Below are 18,742 nucleotides of genomic sequence, written 5' to 3' on the forward strand. Positions count from 1 at the left end.
CATCCGCCGGCAATCTCTTTTAGATTATGTCCATAATCTTGGTTTCCATCCTGCCACATCTATCCATTCTCTTAATACTGCCTCTCTTTTTATTAAAAAGTCCTGTTGCTTCCATGAGGCATAATCATCAAATCCGTAATTTTTTTTAAGATTGCCATTTACGGTCATTAGGTCTTGTTTAGGGCAAATTGTCTGAATACCAGACTCAAGATAGCAGGATGCTGATAAATGGATATCTTCTCCAGTATCCAAGGTCTGAGGCTTAGCAGACCAGAAATATCTTAGCCAGGACGTTTTTAAAAACCAACTGTTACATCCGTAATCCACTACAGTATCCTCATCGCAAAGGTTTACATTAAGGTTGGGCGTACTATCACCAATGAAATAAGATGTTAAATAATCCATTCTACTAATATTCTCCGGCATATAATTATCAGGAGGAATTATCCTGCCAGCAGATGCAATAATAGCGGTCTTTGATTCACAGAGTTGTAAACAATATTCAATCCATCTGGAGGAAGGAATAACATCGTCATCCAGAATGTAAAGATGTGTCGATTTAGCCGTGAGTCCAGTCGAAAACCGACCAAAATAGCCAAGGTCACCGGTATTATACTGATAGTGAAGATTTGGGTATTTATCTTTAAGTGAAAAATCGGGTGTAATGAAATCACCGCAATGATAAACGATGATTTTATCAACAGGGAATGTTTGAACAAGTAGTGCCTGTATTTGCTCTTCCAGGTTATTGCGTTTCCAAACCGTTAAGATGGCAGTCACTGAGAATTTATTATTCTCTGACTTTATCTCAGACGTGTCAAAGAGGCTTAATGCATTGTATAGAAGGGTTACGAATGGAAGTAATGTTTGCGAAGAGTCATACCCTCCTATGTGGTCGCTTACCATATTCCAGATGATAGGAAGTATTTCTTCCAAATGACTATCAGCCGGTACAAATGTAAGCACCTCTTTTTCCCATCTATTCAGCCAACCGAGTGCCTCTGGTCTTGGGTCTTCCGTCCATACATCCATGCAGATTTCCATCAGTATTTCTTTATTTTTCTCAAAAATCGCATTCCATTGCTGAACGACTTCACTACCAGACATACTATTGAGTTGCGGAGTAGTAGCAATAACAGACTGTTCTAACTTTCCCATAATCGATTTCAATTGTTGCCTGGCCTGCCGGATCTCAGGGCAATAAGACCTTACAGCTCCCAACAGAAGATATAGCAAAAAAGAAAATATTGTTTCATCGTCAATGGTGCTGTTGGTTAATTCTGAAAAAATGCAATCGGATAAAAAGTGTCTAAGCTTAAAATTTTCCTCTTTATTACTTTTCTCAGTGAAAATGAGGTTCGCGTACATGTCATATCTGATAGTATTGTTGGGGACATTCAGAAAAAATGTAGATAAAGGAAACTCGGATGGTAACCTTACTGAAGGATTGGCTTCTATAAAAGCACCGATTTCTGAAGACAACTTTTGAGTCAACGCTTCAAAATCAGACAATGTTGCATACACGGATAACCGCACATTATCACCCCGATCTTTATTAAGACTAACCAGGCTGGGCATGCTGCTATTCAGCTCATTTAGAAAAGGGCCCACACATTGCCGGAGCAATATATCCCAATTTTCCTGCGTATAAAAGACAGAAGTATTCAGCCATTCTTTTTTCTCTGCAATCATAATCAAATAGATATAGGTAACTGGTAATCAAAGTTTTTAAATACAACGGCTTCTCCAAATGAAGATCGATTGACACGTATATCCCCTGAATTCATATTCTTCTCCATTTTCATCCTATTGGAAACTTCACTGTTAAAGAAGATGATCGTTTCCAGCATTTCTTTATTTACTATGGGGTAGTATCTATCCCGGCTAATGCTATCATAATAATAGTTATTGACTCCATCTGTTTTCAAAGTCAATTTCATGCTATCATCTGTTTCAAGAGAAATTTCATCGGGGGGGCCGGACCATTTCCCAATTATCCATTCGGGTTGCTTTATGGTATAACGGAAGCGCAGAGGAGGAGAGGTTTGCTGCAACGCTTTGGGTATTTGTGAAGAGATAGTGTGATTGTCTACGATAGTGCCTATTTTAAAAGTCGAATCGATATGAATAAAAACTACATGGGTTGTAGATTCATCAATGTAGTTCAATAGCACCATACGCAAGGTGTTCGTAATATACTCTTTCTTTATCCTTTCGTCATCACCATGCCGGATGGCCGTTAGGTGGTGTTTGTGTTCAATGCATTTCTGCGGGACACCATTCTTTTCCAACCGGTAAATCAGATCAAAATCTTCAAACCCATAAGTATCCATAAGTTCATCAAAGCCTGTTACATCTATAAACTCATCTTTACGGACACATATTCTTCCAAGTACATCTTTCTCTGGCAGAATGCCTCCATTTCCAAGGGTATTTAAACAGATACTGCCTGATGCCTGGAAAACTTCATTTATATAAAATGCAAAATTCTCGCCTGTAAAATTATCAGCGTCCAAATTACATATGATATCACCGGTAGCCAGTTTAAATGCAACATTCCTGGAATGTGCCCTCCTGAAATAGAGGGGGGCAGGCGTCCTGAAATAGATCAATATTCCTCTGTCAACAAAATCGGACAATTCGTTTCGCACATAGTTCTCTAAACCGTCAGATGAATTATAATCCAGAAGTACAAATTCTATTTCTGCATAGGCCATGTTATCCCTTATATTCGCGGGTAGTGTTTGGCGCAAATGGTGAAGGCGGTTCATGCAGACCGTACAAAAAGATATCTTAAACTTTTTCATAGTAAAAATTAGGTTTTTTAACGGGTCAAGATATCGGTAAGATTGCCCCAAAGGCGTTGCCCAAGCCGCCGGTTATTTGTGATAACCTCTGCCTGACCCATAAGATTATTCTTAAAAAAAATCCCTTTGTTGTGACTGGTGGTGAGGCCACGAGGCAAGTCAACTTTAATCAAAAAGCTGTCTGTTGAACTTGGGATATTTGATATGAAGGATATCTTACCTTTTAGCTCGCCAAATTCGTTACGTGGATAGCCTACAATGCTAACCAATACAACCTGATTGTTTCGGATCTTTCCTAAGCCATTCTGGGCTACCATCAACTCTACGTAATATTGATTCTGTGGAGGCTGTACATAAAAAAGCGTTTGACCATTATTAATCCACTGCTTTTCTTTCAGAAAGGAATAGAAAAGTACTTTCCCTTCTACGGGTGCCTGCACTACATACTTTTCCATCCAGCCATCCAGGCTGCTTTTTAAAACCAGCAGATCAGAGTAAAACTTCTGTTCAAGTGTAAAAATATTCTTTTGTAATTCAAGTATTTCTTTTTCCTTGGCATGTACAGACAGGTCAAGATTGATTTGTTCGGTATTTATCTGCTCCCTCCTTTCTTCCCTGTCGAGCTTTTTAGCCTTTTCCTGATTGAATTCCATTGGAGCCAACACTTTTTCAGAAGCCAGTTTTTCTTTGGCCCGGAAATCAAGTTCCTGCAATTCCAGGTTCTGTTCTTTAAGTATGCGCTGTTTGTTAAAACTTTGCTGCAACTGTGAAAGGTAGGTGATATCCTTTTCGAGCGATATTTTCTTGTTTTGGTAATATCCGTCTGAAAGCAGTAATGTTGTTTCCTTCAAGCTAATATAAAACTGTTGGTAATCCTTTTGCAACTCACCTAATTCATTTAAAACCGGTAGGGGAGTGTTAATGAGAATGTCAAACTGATGTTTCTCAATCAAGGGTTCCAACGATGAGATCCACTTTTTAAGCTGAAATACCTGATTATGATCGGCGGTGCTTTGCAAATAGGCAAGGATATCCCCCTGTTTTACGTGCTGGTCGTTTTCTACAAACAATTTCTCCAGTCTACCATCTTCCCGGGCGCTGACAAGCTTCGGGGAATTTAGTGCTAATAATCTGGCGGATCCTGAAATAATATCAGGATAAGGAATAAACCAGGTTAATAAAGCCAGCAGCAACAATACAAGAAAAAATATCAGGTTACCACTGCGGATGATGAAGTGGGGTCTTATACTTATAAAATCTCTTGTCTCATTACTTATCAGGTCATTCTCATCCTGGTATTGTACTTGTAACTTATTATGACGATTCATAGAGATGTCAGTTTCCTAATTCAAGTTGATTCTTTACAAGTGAAAAATATTCTCCTTTCAGTTTCACCAATTCCTGATGGGTCCCTGTTTCCACGATTTCGCCTCTCTTCAGTACAATGATCTGATCTGCATTCTTTACCGTACTCAATCTGTGTGCAACAACAACTACCGTTTTACCCACAAAAAATGATTCAAGGTTTTTCATGATCACACTTTCATTATTTGCATCCAGGCTATTGGTAGCTTCGTCGAGAAAAACAAAAGGTGAATCCCTGTAGATAGCCCTTGCCAAAAGGATTCGTTGTCGTTGGCCCATACTGACTCCTCCGCCATCAGGACCTATTTTTGTATTAAGCCCCAGCGGCAGACTTTCAATAAACTCCCAGATATTAGCTGCCTCAATTGCACAGTAGAGCCTTTCCATATCAATTTTTTCAAGTCCCACGGCAATATTCCTTGCTATAGTGTCCGAAAAAATATAACTCTCCTGCATCACTGCACTACAATGACTTCTCCAGACTTTATGACTAATATGAGATAACTTAGTTCCTTTCACATGTCTAATTCCTTTCTCATTTCTCACACTTACTCCGGGATCCAGCATTATTTCCCCTTCAAGAAGTGGGTAGAATTTTAGCAGCAACTTTAAAAGTGTTGTTTTACCACTGCCGCTTACTCCTACAATGGCTGTGATCTTTCCTTTAGGGATGATCATGTTAATATTTTTAAGGACTGGTTCATTACCACTTCCGGCATACCTATAACTAAGATTTTCGAGTCTTAACGCTGCATCGCCGAAGTTCATTGAATGCAGGTTGTCTGTTGTTGCCGGTAATTGTGTGGGTTGCTCGGTTTTAATGCCTGTTTCATATGTCATTTCATATCTTGTTTCATCTGTAAATTGACCGATCTCCCAGTTTTTACCGCCCGAAAGTTGCCTGGCGAATGCTGGTGGTAATTCTTTCACCAAACCTTCATTAAATKGCTCTTCATCTTTAAGGCCATGTATTTCATTTAATCTGTCCAGGCTTATTTTTGCATTCTGCCAGGATTGAAAAAAGCCTACCAACTGTTCAATTGGGCTATTAAGCTGCCCTAATATATATTGTACAGTGAGCATGGCCCCCAAGGTCATATCACCGTCTATCACTGCTTTCGCAGATAAAAAACTGATAATAATATTCTTGCTTTCGTTGATGAAAAAGGCGCCGGTTTGTTGCCATTGATTTAAAGCCAGTCCGGTCATGCCTAGTTTAAATATTTTTGTCTGTAACCGTTCCCAGCCCCATCTCATAGGCTTTTCAACGCCGTTCAGTTTAATTTCCTGCATGCCTTGTATTAGCTGGATAGTTAAACTCTGTTTCCTGGCAGAAAGATCAAATCTCTTGAAATCCAAAGTTTTCCTTTTCTTCATGAATAGAAATATCCACAATGAGTATACTGTGCTGGCAGCAATAAAGACAGCGAAAATGCCTGGATTAAAATGGATAAGCACAAAGGAGAAAATGAAGAAATTGACTACCGAAAAGATCATGTTGATAGATGACCCCGTCAGGAATGATTCTATCCTTTGGTGGTCATTCATTCTTTGCATAATATCGCCGGTTTTCTTGCTATCGAAAAAGGACACAGGTAACTTCATCAATTTGATAAAGAAGTCCGACAATATGGACAAGTTAATCCTTGAGCTAATGTGCAATAGTGCCCAACCGCGTATAAACTCAATCACGAGCCTGCCTGTAATTAAAGCCAGTTGCGCCAATAGAATAATATAAATGAAATGAATATTGGAAGTATTAATACCAATATCCACGAGGTTTTGTGTAAGGAAAGGCAGAAGAAGCTGTATTAGGCTGACAGCGCCCAAACCAAAGAATAGCTGAAATACGAGTTTTTTATGTGGCAGAATATACTCGAAGATCTGCCCGAGTGTTACTCCCTCGGTATTAATATTTTTAGTATCCCTTACACCATCTGTATCTTCCAGCGATGGTTCAAAGTCTTGCAGGAAGGGAGTTGGCTCCAGCAATAAAGCAATACCCTCTTCTATACCTTTATTCCTTATGCTTACCCAGTGGTCTTTGAATTCTGCTGAAGCATATTCAATGAGCCCACCTTTTGGATCTGCTACATAAAATTTATTTTTCCTTACTTTATAAAGAATAACGAAGTGGTTTTGGTCCCAGTGCAGGATACAAGGTAGTAAAGCGTCCCTGGAAAGTGCATCGACTGACAACTGGGTTGCCTGCGTTCTGAATCCTATCTCTTCTGCCACCTCACTGATCCCTAGCATGTTTACACCCTCTTTCCCTATTTCTGTTCTTTCGCGCAAAAATTGTCTGGGAATGGCTTTTTTATAATATTTACAGACCATTGCCAGGCAGGTTGGACCACAATCCATCATATCTTGCTGCCCAATAAAGGGAAATCTCATACTAACTATTTTAACATCATCAATGAGTGCACCAAAAAAATGAAGGAATTGGAGAAAGTTGAAGCTTTCTCCAATTAACTAAAATGCTACATCATGTTGTTACAGGATGCTACAGGATTGTGACCATACGCCTGGTTCTGTTCTGTATATATGCCCACCTTGTTCAACCTGGCACCAGCAATCGCCAGCTATCTGGTAATGGCACTCGCCGGTATACGTGGCATTAAGCTCCCTTACATATAGCTGGCATGAAAAGGAGGGTTTGCAAAGTGATCCGCCATACCCGTAATCACCGCCGAGAATCCGTTTTTGCTCGATCTTACTAAGGATCTTGCCGATAGACAATAATTTTTTCATAACTAATAATTAATTAAGTAAAGTACCCAATCTTAAAGGTGTCAGGCAATCACCTCAGCTTGCAAGCATGAACTTTCTACCCTCCCGGAAGCTCCTGGAAGTGTAAAGAATATTTTATTGAGATTATTTAAAGGTTGATGAGGCTATTAGCCAATATTACTAAACAGTATCAATGTTCACATGAACGCCGGATAAGCTGTTCCAGCTCATGATTCCCCACATTCACCGCTATGATCTGCCCTTCACTATTTACCGCTATTTTCTGGGGTATATAATCTAAGCAAAACACTTTGCTGAAACTATTACTATCGTTTTTTACATCCAGGTAATTAGGCCAGTTTAATTGATGAGATTGAATAGCTTTTTTCCAATATTCCGGATCATCAAGAATTGCCAGGCCTATAATTTCCAGGCCCTTTTCATGATATTGGGTATACAATCTTTTTAATTCGGGGAATTCTTCCCGGCAGGGACCGCACCAGGAAGCCCAACAATCGATCACGGTTATTTTCGCCCTGGAAAAATCAGTAGGGAATTTATTACCGTCTGCATCGACTGCGTTTGCAGTAGGTAGTTTAGCGCCGATTTTTATCTTTTGTTTATAATTGATATACGCAAGTAAATTTCTACCTGTGGGGTATTGTTTGATATCGTATTTCAATAGCCCAATTAGTTCAGTTAACTCATCAGGAGTTAAAAATAGACGACCTTGACTAAGGCCAAACAGCATGTAATAAGAGGAATTGTTATTGCGAACGACTTTCTTTATCCGGTTGTATTCTGCAGTATGCGCTTTTTGACTCTCTAACAGTAATTCTACACCGACTGTACAATTATTCGTATTTTCACAATCTTGTATCTCTTTCATTATTTTTCTCCATGCTGTACCAGGCCGCCAGAAGTCAATATAGCGTTTACTCAACTCTTCCAATTTGGCATTCTTCAGCAGACAGGTCGGTTTTGAAGTAAAGTCGGCCTGAACGTCTATTTTTCTGTTTTCGATCCAAAAATGCTGCACTAACCACTTTGTAGATCCATCTGCATTATGCACCCGTAATGTTCCGAAAACTGGTTCATCCAGCTTTCCCTCCAGGGTAAACTCTTCACCATTCATTACCACGCTGTCAATATCCTTGTAAGCAGGTTGTTCACCAGCTAGTATAGCCAGCACTACCTGCTGACCTGAAATGCCTTTTATTCTTCCTTTGAGGGAATAACCTGCTTGCTGGATGCTATCTTGTGCGGAGCTATTATAAAATTTGGAGAGGAAGAAAATCCCGCAGGATAAAAGTAAAAGGCCGAGAAGTATTAAGCGTTTCAAAATAAATCTATTTAAAGAGTAAAAAGCAAAGGAATAAAATTCATAGTGTCAGGTTGTAGCGAATTTTATATCCTCAGCGAATTCTTCATTGTAAGTAATTAAATCAGGTAATATATCTGTAAACTCATCGAACCTATAATGTGACGGAAGCTCAAAACCATTTATAAACAACGAAGGCGTAAACTGTATATCACTTTCCCTGGTCCATGCCAGGTGTTGTTGTACAAGATTTTCAACCTCCATATTCTTTAAACAGGGATATGTCTGGTAAAATTTCACTTCATTGAGCCATGTAAACCAATTGCTAAGAACTTCCCGCCTTAACATTGTTTTCTCTTTGACATCACCTGTTTCATTTGCCAGAAGGTAACTAAGAATATGCTCAGCGGCTTTATCCTTTTCCTGATTCCTGCTCTTGTCTTGAAATGTGAACCTAATGATAAGGCTCATTCTTTCACCATAAATAGCCAACAGATCATGCATTTTATTATGTAATTCCGAACAAGGCTTACAAGCCAGATTTGAGGCCACAATTACCTGGAAAGTTGCAGCAGGGTTTCCTAGTTCAATTTCATACACAAACGGCTTTGTATCAATACGTCGTTGTTGCTTCAGTGAATCGAAGAATATCGAAGGATTCCTCTGGAAGGAACGAAGTCTGGAAAGGGCAACTTTATCCGAGGTGCGTTGTTTCATCATAGGCTTAATAACTAAAAACCAGCAGCCGGAAACCAATAACATTGAAAAGGAATAATATCCGATCTGTTCTATATTCATTTCCGCCATGGTATTCGGAATCATACAAAGCGTTTTGGCCAGTAACATGGCTTGTCCCCATAGTAATAGCAAAATCATCAGACAAAGGCTGCACCATTTTTTCACTACCCGCCACTGATAGTATACAGAGTACATGGTAAAGGGAAGTGCAAGTACAGAAAGTATAGAAAAATACGGTAGTAACAGAGATGTATTGTTCGTAAATATCGAAAAGGAGAGGGCAACGGCATTTGTCATAAAATAAGCAATACCAACATCACCTAGTTTAATATCTTTGTAGAGCTGCGCTGCATCAGACTTTAGTACGCTATCGCAATCTATTTTATTTTTAAACCCGCATAACTTTTCAACAAAGGTGTTCCCTACACCGAGTTCATGCTGTACTATCTGAAGCGAAATGAAAACACCCGCAATTGACGTAAGCCAAAAACCAAATGTCACCACTGAGAATGAAAGGATCAGGACAGGCGAACAAATGGCAATGAGCCCAGCGAGCCACCAATAGATGTTGTTGGCGGCTTTCTTTTCAACAGAGAACAGACGACTATTCTCTTTACTCACCGCCTCGGCACCTCTTTCTATAATTACAACAATACCATCCCACTGGTCAATGTAAGCCGGGTTTTCCTTCTGAAACTCCACGCTGTTGGTAACCAGCATAAATTCCCCCCTGCCCTTCTCTAAATGAATGAGAAATGGTGTAGGGAGATTTGTAAAATCATTTTTATCTACCACCAGAGCAATGGATTTCAAACCCAGATGTTCAATGGTACTGGTAACGCTATGCAACGAAGGATAATAAGGATGGGAAGTCAGGAACTTTTCCAGATATTCTTTTGAAACATGCACATAAGAGCTGAGCCAGTCATACAGTAGTCGGGGGGTATTATTCATATGGATTTTTTTAATAAATAAAGGGCCTCATTCGAATTTAAAATGATAAATACGAACAATACAGCGGAAGTTTTATTGAGTTGCTATTGCAGAAAATATCCAGTTGGGCCAACCAACATCAAATAGGGAAAATATCAAACATTCCTGGATACTGTGCGAGTAACAAATTATTCAGTGTCTATATAGGTTTTCATTATATGAATTTTAGGTTAATACGAGTTCACAACAATAATTATTAACAAAACTGATTTTTATTTTTCTCCGGATTGACTTTAATCCAGTTGGTATAACGCTCTATAGTTGCTATTGGCAGAGCCAATGAACTTCTATCCTTACTTGAGAATAAATTTTACAAGAAAAAGCGAATCATCTCGCTACAACGAAAACGCGAAACCAGGTTATAGGCATTTTTTATTTGTACAAACATATAGACATTTGATTTCTTTTGCAAGAAAATGCCTGAAAATAAAAAACATGAATAGAAGTTATTACAATCCTTATATTTTGCGCGTATTACACATGTGATATATTTATTAGCTACTAAAAACTAGATGTGTTTGATCATACATACATACATGTATGGAGTTCTGTATTTCTGAATGTAAGCCTGTAACCAACCTGTTTTTCATCGCGTTTATTCCCGAACAATTTTATTGTCTTCGATAATGCTTATAATGATTACTGGCTCGCATGGGGAGTAGGCAAAGCATATGGGCAGTGACCGGAATGAAGAATTATATTTTATAGCTACAAACAAGAAATTATCAACGCTTCTTTCAGAAATTGGAGGATTGCTAAAAGAGAATAATGGAATTGCATTCAAACGGTTAGCTCCTGGATTGGTAAATATTGACCGGGAAATTAACGTAGAAGATATGGAAAAGTCGGTTTTGCCCTTTGAGATGCAAGCGGCTGCATAAGTGGCGGAACAAATATCTGATCAAAGTACTGACACCATTAGAGGTTTTGAATAAAAATTATTGCAATGAGCGATTACCATAATTTGACAGACAAGTGTGCATGAACATGTGCCCACTGGCTGATTAATATTATTTACTAAATGAATAATATACTGGAAGCTTAGTCGTGGCGTTAGTAGTAACTTGCCTCGGTTTATAACAAATAATAGCATTTGTGCTAAAATTCCACAAGATCAATTACAGTAAAGTGAATCATCTTTCGTTGTAACCCGTGTGGCTACCTGCTTAATTAGAGGCAATCAGGTGCTACTAAGCGGCGAAAGATGATTTTTTGTTACCTGCACAGGCCTGTACAGAAGATGATACTATCTAAATTTCCTGGATTTCAATTGCCGGCATGATTATGCCAATAACCTGTAAATCCCCGTTTGTGTGTTACTTCAGGCAATACTGGTGGTGCGGTTAATTTGCTGGACGGCATTGTTGCTGTCGGCAGCCATGGAGAATTTTTTCCTGTATTGGGAGGGCGTTGTTCCGGTAACGATCAAAAAGCGGTTGTTGAAATTAGCCAATGTACTGAAACCACTTTCGTAACAAATAGCCGCCACATGTTGATGTGTGTCTTTAAGCAATTTGCAGGCGTGCCCGATCCGTATTTCATTCAGATAACCAACATAGGTTTTTTTGGTACTCCGCCGGAAATAACTACAGAAGGCGGGTACGCTCATGTTGACCAGTTTTGCTACATCAGTTAACTGGATGGGAGCATGGAAATTTTGATGGGTGAACTGAAAGATCGCATCAAGACGTTCCTTACTTTTAGTGTCCTGTTCTTTTATTTCCTGTGTGGATAGTATTTCATATTCTTCTCTTTGTGCGATTAGTTCGAGGCATTCACAGAGTCGTATGATACGGGAAAATCCAGTGAGATGTTCCAGCTCCCTGATAAGTGGGGCAAGACGCGCCCGACATTCGGACCGGATTTTCAGCCCACCGGCTGACAGTTGAAGAAGCCGGTGGATATCCCGGCATTCGGGAAGATGCAGAAATGCCGGTCCCCAGAAGTCTTCCTTGAACTGTACTACTACAGCACTTGTAACAAGATTGCTTTGTGCTTTTTGAAAAGTGTGTGGAAGGTTACTGCCAAGAAGAAAAACGTCATTGGTTTGAAATTCGCCGATATAATTACCTATAAAGCTTTTTCCTTCTCCTTCTGTAAACAGGATTAATTCATATTCTACATGCTGATGCCAGGGAACTTCAAACAAAGGTGTACGATAGGTTCTGGCTACAAAAGAGTTGTTTTCAGCCAGCGTTAGTTTCTCTATAAGTGGCTTCATACGGGTGGTTTTGTCATTTTCCTGGCCAAAGATATTGAAATTATTAAGATAGTTGAGTCATTCCCGAACAAAGAGATGGCTGATCATGGCATCATGAAAACAGTAATGAGGCACAGCATAAATAATCAAAACAGACAGGACGATGTGGTGTTCTGGTGTAAATTCGTATGGTGAGTTGGAGGTAGGAGATGAAGTACAAATGAACGTCTTTACAAAAATAAGTCTGCAGCAATAACCCCCAACTATTATAACACTAAGCCATAGTGTTAGTTTTTCCGTTTTTCTTCGTAGGTTGGGCCATACAAACCAGGTACTTTATTTCCCGTAGCGCGAAGGTAAACGATCAATTCACCTCGGTGGTGATAAATATGATTGAAAAGAAGTCCACGCGATACAATGCCCCTTGGCATGGGCCCAAGGATAACTTTTTCGCCGGCTTTCATTGTCCAGTTGTCTTTCAGTTTTTCCTCGGTAAGCGATTTTAATGCAGCTCTGGCTTTTTCAACATTGCTTTCAAAAAGGGCCAGCGTAGCCTTGATATCATTTGTATCTCCCCGTTCAAGATGATCGGCGGCCAGGTCGTACACCTCTTTGGTAAGTGCACCTACATACCAATAGTAAATGGTAGCGATATGCTGTGCAAGTTCTCCCATCGTCCACGACATCTCTGAAGGTTTATAACTGATGTCTTTTTCGGGCACCGCCTGTAATAATTTACGCGTGTTCTCTACTTCATGTTCGAATTCTCCTGTCAGGTATTGAAGTATCATAGCATAGTTTTAAATGAAGTTAAATAATTTAATAACAAAAATTGGCTACGTCAGATTGATTTTGTTAAAGGTTTGATGTTACAGCTTAAGCCATAAAGCGGGCCGAACATCACCGCCGTCCTGACATACAACAGGCCGGCAAACTCATACACGTAAAATTGTATCAAGGCTATTATTATGTACAATAGATGTATATGACTGTATAGCAAAATCAATTTGTGCGCCTGGAGGCTTTGCCAGCAGCAATACAGGTTATCCAGCTACCTGCTTACGCCAATTGCATATACCTGAAAACAGGTATATTTGCTTCCCTTTATTCGGGTATATACTGAGCCTGTTGAATTACCTATTTTTGTATTGTCAGATAAACTATCAAAACCATGCTTTCTCAATTTCGTAAATCGATCCTGATCTCTTCCGCTTCGGTACTCCTAACCGCTATTGGAGGCGAGAGCCAGGCCCAGGAAAAATTCGACAGCAAACTGCTGAAGAACGGTAAATATACCCTTGCCTGTTACGCCGTAAATGGAAGTGACGAATCGGCGATCGGCACCTTTACCATTGGTATCAATGCCTCCAATGATAAACTGGCATTAACAACTATCACTGCTCTTGTGGGACTGGAAGAGTGGAAAGATACTTCTATATCTAACCTGAACGATTTTAAGCCCATTTACCGCGCATCGCACAGCACCCTGAAAGATATGGTGCTGCACTTCGGGAATAATGTTACAGGGTATCATATTGATAAGAAAACAGGTAAGAAGACCCTGGTCAAGGAAGCAGGCGATAAGTATTTCATAGACAGTTATACCTATCCGTTTATCTTGTCGCTGCTGCCGCTGACTTCTGGCTACAGCACTGATTTACCCGTGTATGAATACAAACCTGCAAATGGTGATAATCTGAAAAAAGCCGTTGTGGAAGAAGTGAAGAACAGCACCTGGGTTAGTAAATACACCGGTAAACACGATGTGTGGGAAGTAACCGTGGTGGAGCCATCTACCGATGAAAAATCTATTTCTTACATCGATAAGAAGACCCGCCGGCTGTGGCAGATAGACAGCTGGGCCAATGGTCAGCAGATCAGGATGGTGGATATAGAAACAGATTTTAACTCCGTGAAGGCCCCTTTCGATAAAGATGAAACTATGAAAATGGTGAAAGGCGGCAACTCCATTATTAGTGGACAGGTGTTTGCCCGCGATTTCAATGACAACGGTACTATCTTCGCCAAAATGCAGGTGATGAATATCCAGGCCAAGCAGGTGGCGCCCCGTGGTACAAAGGTGATCCTCATCCCTTACAACGATTATTTCAAAGAATGGATCAAAACAAACGAAACCCAACGTAAAAAAGGCAGAGAAGGTATTGCATTGCTGGACGAAGCTGCCCAATGCATCAAAACTACCCAGGTGTATGATGATCAGGGACATTTCGAATTTGTAAACCTCATGCCTGGCGAGTACCTGTTATATACAGAATTCGGATACGACCATTCCTATACTCAGACAGAAGTGGTAGGTTATACCGATCACTATATCAATGGCATGTTCCAGAATACCAGTACAAATACGGTTAACAGGGACTACAGTACCGGCGCTGGTGCTGTGGTGAAAAAGGTAGTAAGGGTGAGCAAACCCGGCGAAAAGGTGGAAGTAAAACTCAAGAAAACCCGCGCCTGAGTATAGATAATATTAAATAGGGGCCGCATACATCCGTGTATGCGGCTTTTTTTATTGGGGTCTATTTGTAAGATTTACATTAAGTTAAATAAATGTATAATATAAAATAGTCGTATACTACCCTTAGTTGTTGAATACAACTACAAGTTGTGGGATTACAACTAAGAGTGCTGGCTTCTTTGCTGATTCCAGGAATGAATCTGAATATCTTTGTAGTGTCAAAAAAAAAAGTGACTTATGTTAAATACGAAGACGATCGGTAACAAAATAGCCGAAGCACGAAAAAAAATAGATATTTCCCAGGCCCAGCTCGCCCAGCGGCTATTTATTAGTTCCCAGGCAGTCGGAAAGTGGGAGCGGGGAGAATCAATGCCGGACATCACTACTTTTAACCGTCTTGCGGAAATTCTGGGTGTTGATCTTAATTATTTTTCAGAAAGCTTCCCGTCAGAGACCACTGAGGTGGCACCTGTTGAGCCTTTAGTGAAACAATCGGTGGAATTGCCCTCCGGAAAGCCGGAGAAAAAACTTAGTTGGAATATGTCAGGCGGAAGCTGGGTAGACGCAGACTTTTCCCGGTTGAAAAATCTGCATGAAAAGTTCAGCGGCGCCAACATGCAGCATTGCCTGTTTGTGGGTTCAGATATGTCGGGGCTTCTTCTAAAAGGTAATAATGTAGAGAACTGTGACTTCTCCGGTTCTGACATCAGCGGCAGCCACATGCAGAATTCTCATTTAATCAGCAATATATACAAGGACTGTTCCTTACAGGAAACCGAATTTACAGGGAGCTACTTCAAAGGTTGTGATTTCTCCGGGGCAGATTTTACTGACGCCGTGTTTAAAACCTGTGCCCTCGTGAAAGGCAGCATGGTAAATGCCGTGTTGAGTCGCACTTCTTTTAATGACACATCGATTGATGATATGGTTTTCGATGGTACACTGGAGGACTGCTCTTTTGAAAATTGCGCATTTACCAGGGTGACATTTCAGCATGTAACGCTTACGAACACTTTCTTCAAGGGTAGGAGTAAAAGCTTGAAGGGGCTTCGGTTTATTGACTGCAAGGCGGATAACCTGACCTATGCTTTTTTGAAAAACGGAAAAGCGGATTTAACTGGTATCACATTATTAACATCATGAAGGAGGAAATAGATATGACACATCATGACATCGCCATCTCGGTGCAGGGGCTCGAAAAGTCTTATAAAAATATGCCGGTGTTGACGGGAGTAGATTTTCAGGTAGAGGCAGGCAGTATTTTCGCCCTGCTCGGCTCCAATGGTGCAGGCAAGACAACGATTGTTAAAATCCTCAGCACGCTGCTGAAGCAAGACAGCGGAACGGTTTCAGTAAACGGATTCGATGTGGCGTCAAAACCCGGCCATGTGCGGGAGTCGATCAGTCTGACCGGACAGTTTGCCGCGGTGGATGAGATTTTAACGGGGCGTGAAAATCTTACCATGATTGCTAAGCTGCGGCACCTGAAAGATGCGCATTCCATTGCAGATGATTTGCTGAAACGCTTCGGTTTAACTGATGCCGCCGATCGCAGGGCATCTACTTACTCGGGCGGTATGCGTCGCAGGCTCGACATTGCCATGAGTCTTGTGGGAAATCCGCAGCTCATTTTCCTGGACGAACCAACCACCGGGCTTGACCCGGAAGCACGGATCGAGGTGTGGAAGATTGTCAAAGAACTTGCTGATAACGGCACAACGGTTTTCCTGACCACCCAGTACCTGGATGAGGCGGAACAGCTGGCCGACAGAATAGCTATTCTTCATAAGGGTAGAATTATTGTGAGCGGCACGCTTGCAGAGCTGAAAGAGCTGTTCCCGCCCTCGAAAGTGGAATATATTGAAAAACAGCCGACGTTGGAAGAGATATTTCTTGCCATCATCGGCGAAAAAATGAAAAAATAAATGGAAACGATAAAACACTATTTTTTCAGGGATATGGGTGTTATGCTTGGACGTTCCATGCGCCATATTCTTCGCAGCATGGATACCATCATCACGGTGACTATTATGCCCATAGCAATGCTGCTGTTGTTCGTATATGTGTTTGGCGGCGCCATTCAAACCGGCACAGACAAATATGTGAATTACCTGCTGCCAGGCATTCTGCTGATTACCATTGGAAGTGGTATATCTTATACGGCCTACCGCCTGTTTCTTGATCTGCAACGCGGCATATTGGAGCGGTTCCACTCCATGCCGATTGCACGTTCAACAGTGTTGTGGGGGCACGTGCTGACTTCACTGGTATCCAACGCTATTTCTATTGTGGTAATCCTTCTCGTAGCGCTCCTCATGGGCTTTCGCTCATCGGCGGGAGTACTGTCATGGTTGGCCGTTGCCGGCATACTTGCGTTGTTTACGCTGGCCCTGACCTGGATTGCTGTGATTGCCGGACTATCTGCGAAATCTGTGGATGGTGTAAGCGCCTTTTCCTATCCCATCATCTTCCTGCCATTTATCAGCTCGGCATTTGTGCCTACGAAGTCCATGCCGGGGCCTGTTCGCGCCTTTGCAGACCATCAGCCCGTGACCTCTATCGTGGAAACCCTCCGCGCGCTACTTTCCAACCAGCCTGTAGGCAATGAAATATGGGTGGCGCTTGCGTGGTGCATTGGGATTATGCTCGTGGCTTATATCCTCGCGATGAGCGTGTATAAGAAACGGGTGTAAGCAATTGTCTTTGCTGCATTAGTGCAAAATGTCAGCAAAATTCCCCGATATAATTAATACAGCACTTAAGGAATTTAACTACAAAAGATGAAAACAGCTATCCTACTGCTGTTACTGGCAATCTATGCCCGTACAGCAGGCGGGCAATCTATGCCCGAAAATAACAATGGCCAGCAGTGGACAATCGGGAAATGCCTGGAATATACTGCCACGCATAATCACGATCTGCTGTCAAAAAAACAGTCGCTGCAGGCAGCCACACAAAGCAGCAAAGCAGCGGCTTCCAGCCTGGCGCCCTCCTTCACGGTGAAAGCGGAAATAAATCATTACTGGAAAATTCCGGTGCAGATTTTTCCCGGACAACTATTGAACCCATCTTCCAGCGGCTCTGTGCCGGTAAGAATGGGTACTCCCTGGATGGGCAACTATGGCGTGGATGCCGACCTTCCCCTCATAGATGTACAAACCTGGCAGCAGATTAAACTGGCCCGGCTACAACAACAGGCGGAAAAAAACGAATACAACTCCCTGTTGCAAACATTACTGAAAAATACGCGCATCGCTTATTACAGCGTACAGCAACAGCAGGAATATGTGGCCGTTACTGCCAGACTATACGGGAACTATCAGCATATCCATCAGCTCATTATTCTCCAGTTCGAAAAAGGACTTGCTGATAAAATAACCCTTAATCAATCGGCTACTCTGCTGAAAAACCGTGAAATAGACGCCATCAAAGCGGCTACCGATTTGCAACAGGGTTACCTGGACCTGAAATTCTGGATGGGGTATCCGTTGGAGGATTCCCTGCCGCTGGCGCCAGGGGGGGAATTGCCGGCACTGGCTGTCACCGGTTTCAATAACGCCCTCCTCCCTGGCTACGAGGCGGAACAATCTAAAGTAACCCTTGCCAAACAGGAGTACCAGCTTTCCCGGGCAGACGGGTATCCCAGCCTGCATCTGAAAAGCACCTGGGAGCAATTGGGCTTTGGAGAAAAAACTGATTTCATCACCCGCTCGCCCTGGTTCAGCGTAGGTTTCGTGGGCATACAACTTTCCATGCCGCTATCACTTAGCAGGATTGCGTATAAGCCCCGTGCGCAGAAAGCCCGCTGGCAAGCTGCTGATCAACAGTTCAAAAGTTACACCGCTGAACAGGAGAAAAAATACCAGCAGGAAAAAGCTGCACTGGAACAGTCAGCTCAAAACATTCGTCTGCAACAGGATAATATCCGCCTCTCAGAAGAAAACGAAATACTCAGTACGAAGAAAATCGATAAAGGCATTATTGATATGATCCAGCTGAAAGAAGTGCAGAAAGACCTGTATGAAGCACAGGAAAAGCTGAATGAAGCGAGGATGGACTTCTTCAGACATTATACGGAAATAAATTACTTACAAAATAAATAGCCCTGC

15 protein-coding genes are annotated in these 18,742 nt (G+C 41.5%); 6 read left to right on the forward strand and 9 right to left on the reverse strand.

Translation table 11 applies throughout. The annotated features are described in order from the left end of the window. Positions 1 to 24 precede the first annotated feature (24 nt). The 7 genes from AC1DCV_RS30145 to AC1DCV_RS30175 form a co-directional block, all read right to left on the reverse strand. Positions 25 to 1,692 carry a glycosyltransferase family 2 protein gene (locus AC1DCV_RS30145; RefSeq protein ID WP_477026638.1) on the reverse strand — a complete coding sequence of 556 codons (1,668 nt, stop codon included), beginning with the start codon at positions 1,690 to 1,692 and terminating at the stop codon, positions 25 to 27. A 2-nt stretch (positions 1,693 to 1,694) separates the two neighbouring features. Continuing rightward, positions 1,695 to 2,807: a glycosyltransferase family 2 protein gene (locus tag AC1DCV_RS30150; RefSeq protein WP_477026639.1), complete on the reverse strand. Its 1,113-nt coding sequence runs from the start codon at positions 2,805 to 2,807 to the stop codon at positions 1,695 to 1,697. Between the two features lie 17 nt (positions 2,808 to 2,824). After that, positions 2,825 to 4,135 carry an HlyD family secretion protein gene (locus tag AC1DCV_RS30155; protein WP_477026640.1) on the reverse strand — a complete coding sequence of 437 codons (1,311 nt, stop codon included), beginning with the start codon at positions 4,133 to 4,135 and terminating at the stop codon, positions 2,825 to 2,827. A 7-nt stretch (positions 4,136 to 4,142) separates the two neighbouring features. Continuing rightward, positions 4,143 to 6,569, reverse strand: a complete 2,427-nt coding sequence (locus AC1DCV_RS30160) for a peptidase domain-containing ABC transporter (RefSeq protein ID WP_477026641.1) — start codon at positions 6,567 to 6,569, stop codon at positions 4,143 to 4,145. Positions 6,570 to 6,668: 99 nt separating this feature from the next. Continuing rightward, positions 6,669 to 6,926 (reverse strand): hypothetical protein, encoded by a 258-nt coding sequence (locus tag AC1DCV_RS30165; protein ID WP_477026642.1) that lies wholly within the window; start codon positions 6,924 to 6,926, stop codon positions 6,669 to 6,671. Positions 6,927 to 7,095: 169 nt separating this feature from the next. Next, positions 7,096 to 8,247, reverse strand: coding sequence for a redoxin family protein (locus AC1DCV_RS30170; protein WP_477026643.1), 1,152 nt, complete (start codon positions 8,245 to 8,247; stop codon positions 7,096 to 7,098). A 48-nt stretch (positions 8,248 to 8,295) separates the two neighbouring features. Further along, positions 8,296 to 9,918, reverse strand: a complete 1,623-nt coding sequence (locus AC1DCV_RS30175) for a vitamin K epoxide reductase family protein (RefSeq protein ID WP_477026644.1) — start codon at positions 9,916 to 9,918, stop codon at positions 8,296 to 8,298. Positions 9,919 to 10,628: 710 nt separating this feature from the next. On the opposite strand from AC1DCV_RS30175, the gene AC1DCV_RS30180 reads away from it, so the two are divergent. After that, positions 10,629 to 10,838 carry a hypothetical protein gene (locus AC1DCV_RS30180; RefSeq protein WP_477026645.1) on the forward strand — a complete coding sequence of 70 codons (210 nt, stop codon included), beginning with the start codon at positions 10,629 to 10,631 and terminating at the stop codon, positions 10,836 to 10,838. A 440-nt stretch (positions 10,839 to 11,278) separates the two neighbouring features. On the opposite strand, the gene AC1DCV_RS30185 is transcribed toward AC1DCV_RS30180, so the two are convergent. Together AC1DCV_RS30185 and AC1DCV_RS30190 are read right to left on the reverse strand one after the other, a co-directional pair. Further along, positions 11,279 to 12,178, reverse strand: coding sequence for an AraC family transcriptional regulator (locus tag AC1DCV_RS30185; protein ID WP_477026646.1), 900 nt, complete (start codon positions 12,176 to 12,178; stop codon positions 11,279 to 11,281). A 266-nt stretch (positions 12,179 to 12,444) separates the two neighbouring features. Then, positions 12,445 to 12,948: a DinB family protein gene (locus AC1DCV_RS30190; protein ID WP_477026647.1), complete on the reverse strand. Its 504-nt coding sequence runs from the start codon at positions 12,946 to 12,948 to the stop codon at positions 12,445 to 12,447. Positions 12,949 to 13,328: 380 nt separating this feature from the next. On the opposite strand from AC1DCV_RS30190, the gene AC1DCV_RS30195 reads away from it, so the two are divergent. From AC1DCV_RS30195 to AC1DCV_RS30215, 5 genes are all read left to right on the forward strand, one after another. Then, positions 13,329 to 14,633 carry a DUF3108 domain-containing protein gene (locus tag AC1DCV_RS30195; protein ID WP_477026648.1) on the forward strand — a complete coding sequence of 435 codons (1,305 nt, stop codon included), beginning with the start codon at positions 13,329 to 13,331 and terminating at the stop codon, positions 14,631 to 14,633. 237 nt (positions 14,634 to 14,870) lie between these two features. After that, positions 14,871 to 15,776, forward strand: a complete 906-nt coding sequence (locus AC1DCV_RS30200; RefSeq protein ID WP_477026649.1) for a pentapeptide repeat-containing protein — start codon at positions 14,871 to 14,873, stop codon at positions 15,774 to 15,776. After that, entirely contained in the window at positions 15,773 to 16,558 is a 786-nt protein-coding gene (locus AC1DCV_RS30205; protein ID WP_477026650.1) for an ABC transporter ATP-binding protein, read from the forward strand. The genes AC1DCV_RS30200 and AC1DCV_RS30205 overlap by 4 nt, the downstream gene beginning before the upstream one ends. Next, positions 16,559 to 17,326 carry an ABC transporter permease gene (locus AC1DCV_RS30210; RefSeq protein ID WP_477026651.1) on the forward strand — a complete coding sequence of 256 codons (768 nt, stop codon included), beginning with the start codon at positions 16,559 to 16,561 and terminating at the stop codon, positions 17,324 to 17,326. An 87-nt stretch (positions 17,327 to 17,413) separates the two neighbouring features. Then, positions 17,414 to 18,736, forward strand: a complete 1,323-nt coding sequence (locus AC1DCV_RS30215) for a TolC family protein (RefSeq protein ID WP_477026652.1) — start codon at positions 17,414 to 17,416, stop codon at positions 18,734 to 18,736. Positions 18,737 to 18,742 lie beyond the last annotated feature (6 nt).

Source organism: Chitinophaga sp. 10T418 (assembly GCF_056394125.1).

Excerpts from the sequence above, each read along its gene's own strand:
- AC1DCV_RS30200 (WP_477026649.1), top strand. The coding sequence starts at position 14,871 with ATGTTAAATACGAAGACGATCGGTAACAAAATAGCCGAAGCACGAAAA.
- AC1DCV_RS30185 (WP_477026646.1), bottom strand. The coding sequence starts at position 12,178 with ATGAAGCCACTTATAGAGAAACTAACGCTGGCTGAAAACAACTCTTTT.
- AC1DCV_RS30195 (WP_477026648.1), top strand. The coding sequence starts at position 13,329 with ATGCTTTCTCAATTTCGTAAATCGATCCTGATCTCTTCCGCTTCGGTA.
- AC1DCV_RS30215 (WP_477026652.1), top strand. The coding sequence starts at position 17,414 with ATGAAAACAGCTATCCTACTGCTGTTACTGGCAATCTATGCCCGTACA.
- AC1DCV_RS30150 (WP_477026639.1), bottom strand. The coding sequence starts at position 2,807 with ATGAAAAAGTTTAAGATATCTTTTTGTACGGTCTGCATGAACCGCCTT.
- AC1DCV_RS30155 (WP_477026640.1), bottom strand. The coding sequence starts at position 4,135 with ATGAATCGTCATAATAAGTTACAAGTACAATACCAGGATGAGAATGAC.
- AC1DCV_RS30175 (WP_477026644.1), bottom strand. The coding sequence starts at position 9,918 with ATGAATAATACCCCCCGACTACTGTATGACTGGCTCAGCTCTTATGTG.
- AC1DCV_RS30165 (WP_477026642.1), bottom strand. The coding sequence starts at position 6,926 with ATGAAAAAATTATTGTCTATCGGCAAGATCCTTAGTAAGATCGAGCAA.
- AC1DCV_RS30210 (WP_477026651.1), top strand. The coding sequence starts at position 16,559 with ATGGAAACGATAAAACACTATTTTTTCAGGGATATGGGTGTTATGCTT.
- AC1DCV_RS30205 (WP_477026650.1), top strand. The coding sequence starts at position 15,773 with ATGAAGGAGGAAATAGATATGACACATCATGACATCGCCATCTCGGTG.
- AC1DCV_RS30190 (WP_477026647.1), bottom strand. The coding sequence starts at position 12,948 with ATGATACTTCAATACCTGACAGGAGAATTCGAACATGAAGTAGAGAAC.
- AC1DCV_RS30180 (WP_477026645.1), top strand. The coding sequence starts at position 10,629 with ATGGGCAGTGACCGGAATGAAGAATTATATTTTATAGCTACAAACAAG.
- AC1DCV_RS30145 (WP_477026638.1), bottom strand. The coding sequence starts at position 1,692 with ATGATTGCAGAGAAAAAAGAATGGCTGAATACTTCTGTCTTTTATACG.